Below are 15448 nucleotides of genomic sequence, written 5' to 3'. Positions count from 1 at the left end.
ATGGCCAGACACCATCAACTGGAATCGGTAGAAACTACGTTCGAATACCAATGAGTTCACGCAGTTGGTCCTGCACATCTCCCAATAGGTCTATGGCCTCTGAGACTTTTTCCCCTTCCAGCAACCTGGCGACCTCGGCCAACCCCGCATGGGTCTCAAGGCGAGACTGCATCTGATTGACGAAGCTTTTGAGCGATTGGGCCCGAGACTCGGCCGAGCGGACTTCGAGCTCCCCGTCCTTGGTTTGGCGCTTTTGTAGAATGTCGTGCAGATAGGGCATGAGCGAGACCGGATGTAAGTGGCCCATATCCTTCGCAGCCATCACAAGCACAGTTTCTTCCCAGTTCGAAGTGGGATCGACGTAGACGCCACCTTCCTGCAACCTATCCAGTTGCATCTCGATCTTCTCGGTGATGAATTTAGCCCGCAAGCGATGGATGTTGGCCTTCTTGATGCCAGCCTGCTTGAAAAAAGCTCTGAAGATGCGGGTAATGCTATCCGTAACCAGCGCATCGCCTGTCCGTTCGGACAGAAACACGAAGTTGTCGTTACGACAGGTCCCACCCAGAGCACTGTTGACAATGTCGAGCCGTTCCGGATCACAAGCGATGTATTCCGCCGTACGGAGTGCGAGATCGTCGGGAACGCGCAACATGCTTCGGCCACGGTTCTTACGCTCGACCCAGACTTCGAACATCTTGGGACTGCCGTCATCCGAGAAGAATGCGCTGATATCATCGAACGGCGGCAGATCGCTCTCGCGGACCTGGACGATTTCGCTCACGCGAGCGCCGGTGAGTAGCGCCCAGTCCATTATCAGCCGGTTACGGACCCTGTGACGCCCCTGGGTTTCGACAATCTCCCCCAGCTGAAGAACTTCGGACGACGTCGGAGTATGTCGAGCACCATAGGTACTGTGCTCGGCTCCGCCCGTGAGTGTAGACACCCACTTCACATACGCTTGACCATGCCGCCCGGATACCGACACCTGCTCACTGGATATAGGGAACACATAATCATCCGGCAGATCACTATATTCGCCCTTAGGCGCTGTCTGGACATGATTTGTCAGTAGGCCCCTGCCATCGGCCCACTTGAAGAAGTCGTGGACCGCGGAGAGAACCTCGTCACGGCGCTTCGTCGTGGATCGACCGTCGCTCTCCATTGCACCCTGAAAGGCAAGCAGAAAGTCATCATCGACTTGATGGTATTGAACGCCGTGCGTACGTTGAAACCGGCGGAATTGCCGGAGCTTCTTGACGGTTTCTTCGACGCTGGAGGTGCCATTCTTTACGCGAAAGGTGAGATGTCGTGCATAATCCGCAACCCACTCATCCATCCCGTCTTCCCAAACGAGCGTCGGAACAATTTTCGTCTGCGCCTTGACGGCTTGGGAGATCGTCACGGGAACGCGCAAGATCCGCCCTGTCGACTTTCGTCGGAGAAAAACGACGTTTGTATCATCGTACGTTCGACGCTCCGTCGGAACCATCTTCTTACGATGCTTCTCTTCCCAGACATTCAAGGCCTTTCGGAGCCGAACACTGGTCGTTAGCGTCGAGACGGAGCAATGGATCCTTTCCGCGAACCAAACGCGTGAAAACCGGCCTCTATAGGAGGGAACATTGGCCGGATCGCACGTGCGGAGGAGCTCACTTAGACGGCTGAGTAATACCTTACTCCGCGCCTGATTGGACGCTGGGAGATTCTCGTCGAACCCTGCGTCCTTGGCAGGCGTCGCCTCGACGCGAGCGATGTCGAATGGGTTTAATTCGATATCCATAGATCATTCGACCACGTGAAGGACGCCGGTTTTCGCCGCGAGTAAGCGGGTGAGCTGCGCGTTATCCTGCTCAAGCTTCGCCTTCTCGGCTCTCAGCCTTTCAGTGGTCTGCCGCTCTATTTTCAAACTCAGCTCCGAGGACACAAGCGCTTCTCTGGTTTGTTGAAGCTGGGTGACGGTAGCTATCAGTTCGGCTTCAAACTCCTTGGCTTGGCTTTGCGCGCGGTAGGTCCGGGTCGCCTGAGGAACATATACACGCTTGTTTTCAGGGGCCGGGACTGGTGCGGGAACATTCGCTTGGTTTCGGGAAAGCTTCCGGACCTCCGCCTGGGGTTTGAGCTGGGCGATCAGAGCTTTGATCTCCTGAACAATTTTCCCGTATTCAGGGCTTCGCGTGTTGAAGTACGTCTTCGTCCCGACACCACTGATGCCGAACTGCTCGCACTTCCATCCAACGGCGGCACTCTGCGTCTTCGGGTACTCGATTCCGTTCGGTACACCCGTCTCGACCCAAGTCGTGAAAAGAGCCTTGATCTTCTCGAATTCTGGCATCTTGGACATCTATTTTGCTCCCTGCCCTCCATGTCCCGGCGGGCCGCGCCTGTCACGCGGCCTTGAGGTCCTCCAAGAACCCCGTGATTTTGACGACATTCGCGGCCTGCAACGACGCGAAGATCGAATTGCCGTACTCTGCGGATGCCTGGGCACTGGCAGACATCGCCTGCGCTTGTTCTTCGATATAGGCAATGTTCTCGGGGCCGATAAGGGCGAACGGGCATTCTGGGCAAACGGTCGGCCCGGCCGCAGCGAAGTCCGGTCCGACATCATTGTCATTGTACCCAGCCGCCTTCCGACAGGCCGCCTTTTCGCAGCCCTTACGGTTACGTGGGCACGAGCAAGTCACCCAGAGCTTCGGGGTCAAAACGAGCTGGTTTTTCCTGATCTGCCGGACCACAGCCCCTTCAGTTATTTGAAGATGGCGCACTACGGCTGCCCCCGCAGCCTCGCTGACAACCTTGACCTGAGAAGAGAACTTTTCACGCAGACGCTTGACCAACGTGGTCAGACGCTTGCCCATTGGACCCTTATAGGTGACGCGGCCATCAACAATTTCCCTGGCGATCTCGATCTGATGGTGCCAGACCTCCTGGTCCCAGAGCTTGTGAATGTCTGGATCCAACGTGACGTAGTCGTTCGTCATCCTAGAATCGAAATGGCGAAGATGATGGGCGAGCGTCTTGATCTTGCCCCTGTAGCGATAGAAGAAGATGACAGCGAACAAGCGGCGGAATTGTCTGGTGACCCAAGTCCACGTCTGGGTTTTCTTCGTGTTGTCGTTCGCATACTCGCGGGCACCAATCGATTCCGCGAAAGTATCCAAAAGGTTCTCGGGATACAGATTGACAACCTTGTTTTGCGCGATGTCGTGGAACTGAAACAAGTCAGCATCCGGATCGACCTCACTATCAGGAGTGAGAGAACGCACCGCGTTGAACGCGCGAGCCACGAGGCCTGGCACCGGAATCCAGGTCCACTGGCGTTCGGTCTTTTCGATGTAGACTTTCATCCACCAGCCGTCGCTGTCATTGCCAGCAGTGCAATCGCGTCGAAGCATTTTTATCTCTTCTGCACGACGAGCGGTGAAGGCTGCGATCAGGATGTAGGCTGCGGTGACGATGCTTCGCACCTGTGTGCCAACCTCCAACGCTCGCGCATACCATCCCTCACTTCCGCGCGAACTGAGAGCGTCATGATAGGACTTAACGACGTGGTCAACATGGTCCACCAGGTAGCGTGTAGTGTTTTCCAGGAGGCGCATGGCTAGTTCCGGGGGCGGAACAGGTGTTCTGGTGGTGCCCCGGCCCAAGTTGAATGCACGCTGCGCCGCTCCTTCTGGAAACGGTCGAAACGAAATTGACGTCGCTTCGATGAAATCGCGCAAAGCGAAGAGACCCTCGAACAGCATTGTGACAAGCTGAACGTTCTGGTTTGTGATCGGCTCGTCTTTAAGCGCAGCGAGCGAAACGATGGTCTTTCCGTTGATACGCGCGGTTGCTGCTTCGATTTCGGAACGGACCTCCGGCAGAGCCCATTTCGGGGGCAGGTTGAGATTGAAAATGACATCCGCCTCGTGAAAAGCGTCCCGCGTTCGCAGCTCGGGAGGCACGTCTTCCCAGCTGTGATACTGCCCCAGCATCTTCCTCACCAATGCCGATGCACCGGTGAGCCCGTCGACGCCAAATGCGGCTTCTTCACAAATGATATCGATGTCGATAGAGGTCAGGGCCGCGAAGGAATAGAAGCCCCTCGACGTGAGACCGTAGCAAAGCCTCAGCATCGTTTCAGCGTACTGCTTATGCCTGTAAGCATCGTCGAAGCGCGTGTAGTTTCCAGCGCGAATCCAGAAGAGCAGCTCTTTCGCACTATTGTAAAGTTCAGTGTGATAGATGAGCGACCGTCCATCTGCCATCCGGACGTCGAAATCGACTGTTTTTTCGTCGCTTCCACAACCCGGTGAGTCGCCTAGCACCCACTTTGTGTCTTCGTAAGCGCTCAGCCAGGCGCGTCGGCGGTCTTTCGGGTCTACTGCTTGGTGACGTTTACCAAGAGGCTTCGCTAGCAATTGTACCGGCATCAGAAAAGCCTCATCGGTTGGAAATTCGGGTTCGCAATAATTTTCTCGGAGATAGCCGTAGCCGCCTTCCATACCGGGCCAAACGTGCTGCGCATCTTCACCTCAACGGCATCAACGAAGCACAACCAAGGAAGCCACACACGCTCCCACCGCTCCGGTTGATCACGGATCCAATCCCCTTCGACCAATCGTAGGGAATGCTGCCAGATTTGCAGAATTGCGATCTCTTCCTTCTTGGCGATGACAATCAACTGCGGACAATCATTCCAGCAGTCAATCGAAGTGCACACTGCGCCATCGTTGCCAGGGCGACCTTTCTGGTTTTTGCAGAGCGTGCCCAGGCCCGTCTTCATGACGGACTCGATACGGCGAGCCATGCCATCGACGTCAACACCCAGTATCTCGTGGGCGTTCTCAATACCGCTGACGACGGCGGTCTCAAGCGCATGGTGGAAGTGGTAGATCTCGGTATCGCGCAAAAACCTCATCGGATACTTGTTGACGTAGCCCTCGTGCACCTGCAGGCTCTGCTGTCCCATCGCCCTCGATAGCCTCGTGAGCCCCCCAGCCTCCAAGGCCGCCTTCAGCAGGACGGACGGTCTGATCATGTTCGGGGTAAGCGTTAGGTTTGCCAGCTCCGGGATCGTCTCGATCAGCCGCTTGAACGCCGCGCGATACGTAAACTCCTCAATGAGCTTGATCTCTTCACCAACGCCACGGGAGATGAAAAGCTGCTTTCTGGTCTCTGGATCCAATTCGGGAATTCGGCCCACGGCCTCTTGGAGCCACTTCATGGCCTTCACCGCCTCGCACCGATCCTCCATGACAGCGAAAATCGGTTTGCCGCCTGCACGAGCCTTGTAGCCTGTCACTTTCGAATGATGCGGCTCCTCAGTCGTTTCAATGCAATCGAAATAAAGCGTGCGACCGACGGAGACGTTGCTGCCGGATTCCAGGAGGTACAGTGTGAGAACCGCGGCCATCGTATCCTGCGAAGGGATCAGGTAGGCCTGTAACGTCTTCGCTCCGCCATACTTCAGGGCCCTCTTTTGGAAAAATTGACCCTCGGAACGTCCATCCTTGTTGGACGGATAAATCCAGTTATACCGGTCGGCCACGACCCTCAAGAGGTTTGCAATGCCCTGGTCACGGTCATGCACGTCGGGGAAATGCTCATGCAAGAGCCTCACCCGAACGGGTTCGCTAATCCTTCCCTTTCGAACGATTACATCGAACAATTCCCCAGGGTCTTTCCCCCGCTCGAGCAATTCCTGCCCGTGCTCCAGAAGCCGCTGGCCCTCCTGCACCATTGCCCATGCGGCGTTCCTGATAAGGGTAAGACGGCGTTCCAACACACGCAGGATCAACGTGGCCGGATTATCAGCCGCCGTAAATTGCTCCCTCTCAAGCTCCTCGCGAAGAACCTTGTTGAAATCACTTTGGTCAAGGCTACTCAATTCGATTTGTCGAAGCTCGGCCGCCTGCTTGAGCATTGAAGTCGCAAACATCAGATAGTCGTCGACGTGAGGCTTCGAGCGCTTTCCGTCTTGGCTTTCGACTGCTTCGGCAACAGTCTTGCCGTGGTTTTTTTTATCGCTTCTATATTGGATCAGGTACAGCGTAAGCGATGGAAGAATGGAGTCGGCGCTCAGCTTACGGATAATGCCGTTCGTGACGCTAATCTTAGCATTACATGTGTCCGTGTTTTCGTTCGCTGCTCTGAGGTATTCTCGATACTCCTGCGCGGCCATCGTGAACTCGCGGCGCAAGGAATTTGGACGAACTCCGTTGCCCAGACCGTGGAACAGAGACCGGCAGTATTGCGAGCCGTGGCCAGCCAAGAACGCAAACAGTTCGATCAAGCTCGCAAAACAGGTTTTCGCCTCCTCCTTCTTCTTAGTCCGGTACAAGCGTTCGAAGCAGGTTTTGGCCCGGATAGCATACGTTTCCGGCCAACCTTGCTCAACGAGGCATCGGAACTTGAATATCCGGCCGCCCGCAAAGGCAGTTAGTGGATCCTCCTCCAGGCTCTTGACTATACCAATGTCGGCGTCACGCAGGCGCTCCGCAAAAGGGAAGCGTCTGAGGTTTCCTTGGGGGATTCTAATGAGTTTCGCGACTTCTTTTCGGTGTATCGAACGGCCATCTTTGCTGACCGGAGGATCGTCAGCAAGTATCGCTTCGAGGGCCTCAAGTCTCTCTCGTATTGGACCGGGAACGTATCCCGTGGACCTAATGCGGTCGTCCATCTCCTCCATAACGGCCCCAATTCTCGGGTAACGAAGAAAGATCAACGTGTTTTGCGGCAGACCAAAGTGATCGGTAAATTGCTTACGGCTGACTTTGCCATCTCGTGTTTCGAGTGTTCCAGCATCGAACTGCTCTTCCAGCCAAGAGCGCATGGCGGGAATATTGGCTTCGTGAACAGACTCTTTGCCGCCAACGGCATCTTCGTAGTCAACCAGAATAGGCAAATAAGGCACAGTTGCTGTGCCACTCAGCCCAAGTTGACTTGTAATTGCCCGACGACTGATTTTTCCGCCCCTGCTCCGCTCCAAACCACCGCTCACAAGCTGCAGGTTCAGGATCCGAACAATCGCTCTCGCCGTACTGTCGACTGCGTAATGCTGGTGCTTCAGAAGCTCAGGGTACAGTGAAACGACATAGAGTGCCGCGTCGTCCATCGGCTCGCCGTGCTCGGGATCCGCTCCGAACTTTGGCGCGTCCGGCAATGACGACAGCGGCTCGACATGCTCCAATACAGCCTCGTAGGTTTCGAGGATGTATCTTAGATGCCCGAGCATTCCGTGGGTTACACCCACCTTCTGAGCGAAGAAGACGCGACTGATTTGCGTCGGGTCGCGTTTGGAGCGAGGAATCCGTCCCGCATGCAGACACTCGTTGAGGCAAGCAACCAACTTACCTTTTGTCGTTGTTGGCCGATAGTTCTGATGAGCGGCAAGTGAAGGAAAACGTGCGATCAGGTCGCCACACGGTTCCACGCCGTGCCCCGATGAAGCTCGTTCTTCATTGTCCAGAGAGGCAGTGATGTCGCATTGTGACGCTTCTCCGGCGAAGAGTTCATGCATGTCGCCCGTCTCCGGCACGAGGTTGGGAAGCCCAGACTGAAGATCGAGCGAAGCCCGGGTGAGTGTTCGCGTCGGAGCGAGGTCGGCTGAACCAATGTCGTTCCGATCGGAGGGAGCAGACTGAAGCTGCCTCCCAAAATTCCGTGCATCTTCTACGAGAACTTCCGACGACATCTGTGCGTTGACAACATCCGAGAACTCCAGCTGCGCGTTGTCCGCGAGGCGGCTTCTTCCTTTGATATCTTGACCTTTTTTGCGCATACGTTCGCCCTGTCCCGGATCGACACATCCAGGCCTAAGTTTCAGTTGTTTACAATTGGTATCAAATTGCCGGTTGCATTCCGCGCGCAAGCAAGCGACCAGTACCAGGACGGGTCGATTAGCTTTTGCTAATTTTCCGGTATGCTTTCCAGACTCCTAACGAAGTCACCGTTTCAGCTCACCAGAACCTGGATCGCCTTTTGATGTATGGCACCCTCGTCGGAGACGGTGCTGTATCAAACGGCCACCGGTGCCTCGATTGCCGGATGTGGATCATAACCCGTGACCTCGAAGTCATCGATTGTGTAGTCGTCGATCGATGCTGGTCGTCTCTTGAGACGAAGCTTCGGGAACGGTCTGGGTTCGCGGCTTAGGATTGTCCGTGCCAAGTCAAGGTGGTTCAGATACAGATGGACATCGCCACCGACCCAAATGAGCTCGCCTGGGACCATGTCGACCTGCTGCGCAATCATATGTAGAAGGGCCGCTTCCTGAGTCACATTGAATGGATTCCCCAAGCCAACGTCGCAAGATCTCTGCCCAACGAGAAGGCTGAGCTTGCCGCGCTTTCCAGCGCTCGCATCGGTCAACGCGCTCGGGTCCGTATTGCCATTTGCGCCTTCCCCCATCTCACTGACGTAAAACTGGTAGGTCATATGACACGGTGCCAACGCCATCTGATCGAGTTCAGCGACGTTCCAGGCGTGGAACAACATCCTGCGGCTGGCCGGGTTCGTCCGCAGTGTCTCAATCAAGGTCGCGACCTGATCATATTCGACCCCGTTCGCAAGCCAACGTCGCCATTGCTTGCCATAGACCGGACCAAGGTCACCCCATTTGGCGGCAAAGTCATCGTCAGCGAGAATCTTCGCTTCAAAGTCTTTCTGCGAAATGTCCTCGCCCGTCGCCTTTCGATATTTGTCTAGCGGCCAATCCGTCCAAATATTCACGTTCTCACGAAGCAAGGACTGGATGTTGGTTTGCCCCGTCAGGAACCAGAGCATCTCCTTCACAGCTGTTTTCCAATATACGCGCTTCGTCGTGTAGACGGGAAAGGTCCCGTCAGACAGATCAAACCGCATCATTGCTCCAAAAGTGGAGAGGGTTCCGACACCTGTTCGGTCGATCCGGCGATCACCCTTTTCGAGGAGATGCTCTATCAGGTCGAGATATTGATACTCGGGATGGCGAGGCATGTTGTGCAATTCCTATGGCGTTAGAAACAGTCTGACGACGGCCGGAAAAACGCGCAAGTCATCAAATGCATTCTCGCCGTGACCGGATCAAATTGGAGCGAGTACCGATACCGGAGAGGAAGACGGGATAACCTTTCGGAACCAATTAGTTAGTCCCGAAGATACAGACTTGATGTCGGAAAAGAATGGCACACCGAGAAAGACGTCGCCGGAGCGCTGGTAGAGCTGGCAGGAGAGTTTGCCGTCGGCCACGTAGAACTGGAACAGGCAGTGGCAGGGCGGCAGCGCCATTTCGTCGACAAGCGCCGGGTTCCAGGCCGAAACGATATGCCGTCGGGAATTGGGATTGACCTTCAATCCCTCGATCAACTGGGCGATCTGGTCGACATGGCGGCCGTCCGGCGCCGGCCAGGAGCGCCACTGGGCGCCGTAGACGGGACCGAGATCGCCGTTCTCGTCGGCCCATTCGTCCCAGATCGAGACGCCGTTTTCCTTGAGGTAGGCGATGTTGGTATCGCCTTTCAGGAACCAGAGCAGCTCGTGGATGATCGATTTCAGATGCAGCTTCTTGGTCGTGAGGACCGGAAAGCCCTCGTTCAGGTCGAAGCGCATCTGGTAGCCGAAAACCGACCGCGTGCCCTTGCCGGTGCGATCGCCGCGGTCGATACCGGTTTCCATCACATGCCGGAGAAGGTCGAGATATTGTTTCATGGGTCAGGCCGCCGATTCCATAATCATGGAATTACATAATAGCACAGGACGGCCCGACCAATCTCCTCCCTCGGCTTTCCCCGAGATTTTACCGGAAACGCTCAGAGCGTATCGAGCTTGCCGAGCTCCTTGGCGACCAGATAGTAGAAGGTCACGCGCGATTTGGTCCTGTCGGCGGCCATGGCCTTGGCGGCGGCGTTGACCGCTTTGTCGGCCGCTTCGCCGTTGACGCCGAGCTTCTTGCCGCACCAGTTGGCCTTGACCCGCTCGAGCTCCTTCTCGTCGCTCGCCGAGACGAGCGAAGAATCCCGGTTGCGCAGCGCGATGCCGAGATGCTTGACGATCTTGCCCACCACCGCCTCGTCGGCAGCGCTGTCATACTTCTTCACATCATCAAAATATTCGCTCATGTCCCTCTCCTCTAAAAAAGGCGCCCATTTCAGAGACCCCTAACAAATGTTGTTGTAGAAGCGATTGCGAATGTTACGCAACCCCTTTTCATACGCGAGGGAAAATCCTATATGAGGGATGCCGGACACCCGTCCGGCTATGGCAATAAACGGTCGGTGCAATAAACCTATTGGACCCGGGGGCGGTACCCGGCGCCTCCACCAAAAACCGGTCACCCAGGACCGGCTTCTGATGGGGGCGAAATAGGATCGACAAGGGTGTAAAGATCGAACTTTTGCTCGGCATGATACCACCGTTATCGGGTCAAAAAGTGTAGTTGCAAACGACAACAACGCTAAGGAATACGCTCTCGCTGCCTAATGGCGGTGCGGGAATTCCGCTCTGAAGTCCTCTTGGTTAGCACCTTGAGGCGGGGTCCGAAGGCACCTGGCAACAGAAGCCTTCACCTTCGCTCCCCAGTCGAATACTATGGAACTGACTCGGATCGTGAGCGGGGCTTTCCCGCATCCGGTCGGCATGGCATAACGCGTCTGACTAAAAGACGAGAGAATGGGAAAGACAGGACCGTATGGGGCAGGATCATATCCGTTACGATATTCTGGCGCAGGACGCGCTGCGCGGCGTCATCCGTAAGGTTTTGTCCGAGGTCGCGGCGACCGGCCGCCTGCCCGGCGACCACCATTTCTTCATCACTTTCCTGACCGGCGCCCCCGGCGTGCGCATCTCGCAGCACCTGAAGGCGAAATATCCCGAACAGATGACCATCGTCATCCAGCACCAGTTCTGGGACCTCAAGGTCACCGAGACGCAGTTCGAGGTCGGCCTCTCCTTCTCCGACACGCCGGAACGTCTGGTCGTGCCTTTCAACACGATCCGCGGCTTCTATGATCCCTCGGTGAATTTCGAGCTCGAATTCGAAGTGCCGCTGTCGGAGGAGGACGACAGCACCTCCGCCGAGATCACCGCCATTCCGGTCGAGGCCGTCTCGAAGCCCGCGGAAGCCGAAGCCAAGACCAAGACCGACGAGGAAAAGAAGCCCGGATCGGTGGTTTCTCTCGATTCCTTCCGCAAGAAGCAGTAGCGCGGAGGCGCTATCCCCATGAGCGCCGAGATCGTCAACCTGCGTCAGTTCCGCAAGGGCAAGGCCCGGCTCGAAAAGGAAAAGGACGCGGAGCAGAACCGAATCACCTTCGGCCGCAGCAAGGCGGAAAAGTCGCTCACCAAGGCGCGCAACGAGAAGGCCGACAAGGCGCTCGATCAGGGCCGGCTGGAAAATCCCCGCAAGGAATGACATCCGGACACCCGTTAACCCTCTGTTAGCCAAGCCCGGACCGGCCAGCTTGACGGCGAAGGCGCGGCGGTTTGAATAAGCGCGCATTTGTTCCCGACGGCCGGAGAGCTTGTTGATTCGTAAACATTCCGCGACGCTTCATGGTCATCGCACCAGCTTTTCCCTCGAAGACGAATTCTGGTTCGAACTGAAGGCGATCGCCGTTCAACGCGGGATCAGCCTCGCAAACCTGATCGCGGAAATCGACGATCAGCGCGGACCGGACAGCAATCTTTCCTCGGCGCTGCGCGTCCATGTGCTGATCTGGCTCAAGAAGAAGGCGGCTTGAGCCTTCGGGCCGGCATGCCGTCAAATCAGCGCTGGACGCCCGGCAGGTTCGGTACCTCCGGTGGAAGGATTTCCGGCAAGGTCTGGCGCAGGGCGCCTTCGGTGGGCGGCACGATCAGCTGCGGTTCGCTGTTGTTCTGCCGCTGGCGCTCCTCCTGCGCTGCGCGGGCCGCGGCCTGCTGCCGCTGGCGTTCGGCCTCCGCCGCCTGCCGGGTCCGCTCCTCGGCCTCCGCCTTCTCGCGCGCCGCCTGCCGTTCGGCGGCCTGAAAATTGTAGAGCGCCGCTTCGCGACGCAGACGCTGTTTTTCCAGGACGCTCGCCTGCAGCGTCTCGACGCGCCGCCGCTCCTGCTCGAAGGCGCGCTGCGACAGGAAATTGGTCATGGCCGCGATGTCGATGTGTTTCGCGGGTGCGGCGAGATCGCCCGAATAGTCGAGCCTCACGGTCGGATCGCCGCCCGCAAGCCCTTCCTCCCCGGCATCGTAGGTGATGGCGAGCCCGGCGCTCATGCCGTCTTCCAGGAGATCGAAGCGGCCCTCCCCCAGAAACTTTGTCGTACCGGCCGAAGCGGCGATATTCTGGGCCCGGGCCTCGCCCGCCGTGATGGTGAAGGGAATGGTCACGTCGCCGATGTCGACGCCGCCCCGATGCACCAGGCCGGCGACGAGCGGCCGGACCTTGTCTTCCGTCACCTCGCCGCCGAGCTTGTCCACCTCGGCCATCAGCGGCTTCAGCGCGTCGGCATTGATGCCGCTGACGGTCAGCCCCTTCAGCCGCAGCTCGGCCGAACCGCTGGCCGCGCCGAGAAGCTCGGCGAGATTCCGGCCGGTCGATTCGGCGGAAAGGTCGAAATCCAGCTTTCCGCCAGCGACCGGCTTGCCCTGAGCCTTCCAGACGAGCGGCGCGAGATCGGCATCTTCCGCCGAGAGCCGCATCTGCAGAAGCCCGCTGCCGTCGCCGTTCGACATCATCACGCGGCCGGTCAGTCTTCCGCCCTGCCAGCTGCCTCCGGCATTCTCGATGGTGATCCCGCCGCTGCGATGGGTAATTTTTGCGGAGAAATCCGCCACGTCCCCGAACGCGCCGGTGCGGAAGAGGCCCGCATTGACGTCGAGGGCGACATCCGTATCGCCGAAGATCGGCGAGCCGAACGGTTTCGAGGAAAAGGCGCCGGTCGCAGGATCGCTGGTGGCGCCGAAGACCGCCTCGCCAAGCCAGGCGAGGTCGAGCGTATCGACCTTGAGGGAACCCGAGGCCGGCAGGCCCGGCGCCTTCCGGTCGATGGCGATCTCGCCGCCGAAATCGTTGTCCGCCACAGCGCCCTTGAGCCCCGCGACCCTGACCGCATCGGTGGTCATGGCGACATCCGCGTCGAGCGTGACCGGCAGGCCCGTTCCGAACTGCGGCAGACCGATGCCGTTCATCAGCAGATAGGGCTCCAGATCGGCGCTCTTCAGCGTCACGTGGCCGCTGCCCTCGCCAAAACCCTCGTTCCGGAGGTTCACCTCGCCCTTCGCATCGAAGGAGGTCCGGCCGGTCGCAAATGAGAGCCCGGCTTTCGCCGCTCCTTCGGAACCCTGTTCGATGTTGAGCGCGAGCCGTCCCGCCCCGTCTCCGTCGAATGGCAGCGGATCGAGCCCCGCCTGGCCGAGGAGAACCCGCGCCTCGGGATTCTCAAGCGACGCATCGAGCGTCATGCCGGTGCCGCCCGTCAGGTCGAGCAGACCGGGAAGCTTGAGGTCGCCGTTCACCGTGCTGCCATTGGACTTGCCCTTGAGCGCGACCTCCACTCCGCCGGTATCTCCGTCGACCGAAAGGTCGGCGGTCAGGTCGGTATTGGCGAACCACGCGGCGTTTCCGGCAAGCCGCCGCAACACCGGATGGGGCGGCAGCCGGTCGCGCAGCATGGCGAGGAATGCCGCCGGATCGGCGGAGCGGAAGCTCAAGGTGCCGTTGCCGGCATAGGAAAGCAGCGAGCCTTCCACCCTGCCCTTCGCGGCGATCGTCGCCCCCTCCACATCGCCGACAGCCAGCCGCTCCAGCGAGAGCACGCCCCCGGCCATGGTGAAGGCCGTATCGACATTGTCGGCGGCGACCCCGAAGGCCGTAAACCGGTCGGCCTTCAGCGTCGCGGCAACCCGATGATCGAGCACGTCCTGCCCCGCATCGTCGCCCGTGAACAGCGAAGCCAGCGCCCGCATGGCGTCGATATCGATCTCGTTGCCGGCAAGGCTCACCGAAAGGTCCGGCACGTGCCCTTGCTGCGACTGGCGCTCCAGCCTGCCTCTCAGCGTCGCCGGCCCGATCGCCAGTTCGAGCGTTTCGAAACGCTGCAGCTCCGGCGTCAGGTTGACCTTGGCCGAAAAGCCGGCGGAGCGGAGCTGGCGGATTTCGGGCGCGACGCTTCCCGACAGCCAGTCCGCAAGCCCGGACGGCTGGTTGGAGGCGACCAGCATATCGCCGACGAAGGAGAACCGGTCGCGCAGCACGAGGCTGCCCTTGGCTTCGAGCTGGGTGCGGCCCGGCAGGGTCGCCACGACGTTGTCGACCGTCCAGCCGCGCCCGGCGGGGCGGACATCGAGCCGGATGTCGCGTATGGTCGTGTCGTTCACCACGATCGCCGGCAGTTTCAGGCTGGCGCGGCCCGGCACCTGCGGGATCGGGATCGATGCCGCCATCTGGATGAAATTGTTAATGCGGCGCTGCGCAGATACGGCGGGATCGCGACCGGTCTTGGTCTGGACGCCCTCGCCGATCTGGTTCACGTCGATCTGCTGGCCGTCGGCCGTCAGCAGGAATTCCGGCTTCTCGCCGGTATCCAGCGTCGCCTCGCCGGTCACGACATAGGGATTGCCGGCCGCTCCGATCTCCAGCCGGTATTCAGGTATGCGGATGCGTTCGTTGGTGAGTTCGAAACCGCCCTTCATCCGTGGTCCGGGAGGCGGCGGCGTGACCGGCTCGGTCTCGTCCTCCTCCTGCAGGATAGCGAGGGAGAAGTTGCCGTTATAGGCCGACTTGTTGTCGGCTAGCGTCAGCTCGCCGTCGAGATTGAGTTCGACCGGCTGCGCGTCCGGCCAGAGCCTCAGCCGCAACGGCATGCGCCTGGCTTCACTGTCGGCCGTGCCGCTCGCGAGGCTGAATCTCGCCTCGTAGCCGTCGAGTGTCGCATTGCCCTCGCCCCGCCAGGGACCGCGCAGCGACGCGGCGGAGAAATCGGCCGAAAGGCCGGTGATCTGCCGCGACTGGCCGGACTGTTCGTCGATCAGGTCGATCTCGCCGCCGCTGACATGGATGTCCTCGATGACCACCGTGCGGGCGGGGATCGCCGCCCGGCTGCCGCGCATCCAGTCGAGCGTGCCGTCCGGCAGCACCCGCAGGCGCGCCTTCGGCTCCTCGATGCGCATGTCGAAGATGCGGGCCTCGCCGGAGAGGAAGGGCGCAAGCTCCATATCCATGGAGAAGCGCGCCACCTGCACCAGCGGCTGGCCGTCGGTATCCGTACCGACCCTCACGTCATGCAGCGTGACGGAGGGAAACGGCAGTATACGCGCATCGACGGCACCGTGGACGGAAACTTTCTTGCCGAGGATGCGGCTTGCCTGGTCCTCGAAGCCGACGCGGAAATTGGACCAGTCGACGAAGAACGGCGCGAGCAGCGCCGTGAACAGCGCCACAACCACCAATCCGCCGAATGCCACCAGGATGCGTCCAAGCACCGTTTCGTCTCCCTGGATCCCGCTAAGA

10 protein-coding genes, 1 other RNA gene and 1 pseudogene are annotated in these 15448 nt (G+C 58.9%); 4 read left to right on the top strand and 8 right to left on the bottom strand.

Going from position 1 to position 15448, the window contains the following annotated elements; all coding sequences use genetic code 11:
• Positions 1 to 34 precede the first annotated feature (34 nt).
• The 7 genes and pseudogenes from QTA58_RS19185 to QTA58_RS19155 form a co-directional block, all read right to left on the bottom strand.
• A complete protein-coding gene (locus QTA58_RS19185; protein WP_289670253.1) occupies positions 35 to 1417 on the bottom strand; it encodes a tyrosine-type recombinase/integrase in 1383 nt (460 codons plus the stop codon).
• Positions 1418 to 1786: 369 nt separating this feature from the next.
• Positions 1787 to 2344 carry a hypothetical protein gene (locus QTA58_RS19180; protein ID WP_289670251.1) on the bottom strand — a complete coding sequence of 186 codons (558 nt, stop codon included), beginning with the start codon at positions 2342 to 2344 and terminating at the stop codon, positions 1787 to 1789.
• A gap of 43 nt (positions 2345 to 2387) precedes the next feature.
• Entirely contained in the window at positions 2388 to 4490 is a 2103-nt protein-coding gene (locus QTA58_RS19175; RefSeq protein WP_289670249.1) for a hypothetical protein, read from the bottom strand.
• Positions 4418 to 7768, bottom strand: coding sequence for a hypothetical protein (locus QTA58_RS19170; RefSeq protein WP_289670247.1), 3351 nt, complete (start codon positions 7766 to 7768; stop codon positions 4418 to 4420). Before QTA58_RS19170 ends, QTA58_RS19175 begins: the two co-directional genes overlap by 73 nt.
• Positions 7769 to 8004: 236 nt before the next feature.
• Positions 8005 to 8964 (bottom strand): thymidylate synthase, encoded by a 960-nt coding sequence (gene thyA, locus QTA58_RS19165; RefSeq protein ID WP_289670245.1) that lies wholly within the window; start codon positions 8962 to 8964, stop codon positions 8005 to 8007.
• 183 nt (positions 8965 to 9147) lie between these two features.
• Positions 9148 to 9675, bottom strand: a pseudogene (locus QTA58_RS19160) (thymidylate synthase); the annotation flags it as partial.
• 101 nt (positions 9676 to 9776) lie between these two features.
• The gene (locus tag QTA58_RS19155; protein WP_085424624.1) at positions 9777 to 10085 is read right to left on the bottom strand and encodes a DUF2853 family protein; all 309 of its coding nucleotides are present in this window, start codon (positions 10083 to 10085) and stop codon (positions 9777 to 9779) included.
• Between the two features lie 81 nt (positions 10086 to 10166).
• On the opposite strand from QTA58_RS19155, the gene ssrA reads away from it, so the two are divergent.
• The 4 genes from ssrA (at position 10167) to QTA58_RS19135 (ending at position 11705) form a co-directional block, all read left to right on the top strand.
• Positions 10167 to 10533: a transfer-messenger RNA gene (ssrA, locus tag QTA58_RS19150) on the top strand.
• 121 nt (positions 10534 to 10654) lie between these two features.
• Positions 10655 to 11167, top strand: coding sequence for an SspB family protein (locus tag QTA58_RS19145; RefSeq protein WP_085424625.1), 513 nt, complete (start codon positions 10655 to 10657; stop codon positions 11165 to 11167).
• An 18-nt stretch (positions 11168 to 11185) separates the two neighbouring features.
• Complete coding sequence (locus tag QTA58_RS19140; protein ID WP_289670240.1) at positions 11186 to 11377, top strand: DUF4169 family protein; 192 nt, start codon at positions 11186 to 11188, stop codon at positions 11375 to 11377.
• Positions 11378 to 11489: 112 nt separating this feature from the next.
• Positions 11490 to 11705, top strand: a complete 216-nt coding sequence (locus tag QTA58_RS19135) for a ribbon-helix-helix domain-containing protein (protein ID WP_085424627.1) — start codon at positions 11490 to 11492, stop codon at positions 11703 to 11705.
• 25 nt (positions 11706 to 11730) lie between these two features.
• On the opposite strand, the gene QTA58_RS19130 is transcribed toward QTA58_RS19135, so the two are convergent.
• Complete coding sequence (locus QTA58_RS19130) at positions 11731 to 15420, bottom strand: AsmA family protein (protein ID WP_289670237.1); 3690 nt, start codon at positions 15418 to 15420, stop codon at positions 11731 to 11733.
• Positions 15421 to 15448 lie beyond the last annotated feature (28 nt).

It is taken from the genome of Neorhizobium sp. CSC1952 (genome assembly GCF_030378245.1).
Lineage (GTDB): Bacteria > Pseudomonadota > Alphaproteobacteria > Rhizobiales > Rhizobiaceae > Neorhizobium > Neorhizobium oryzae_A.
This window is presented reverse-complemented; position numbering and strand designations above follow the sequence as displayed.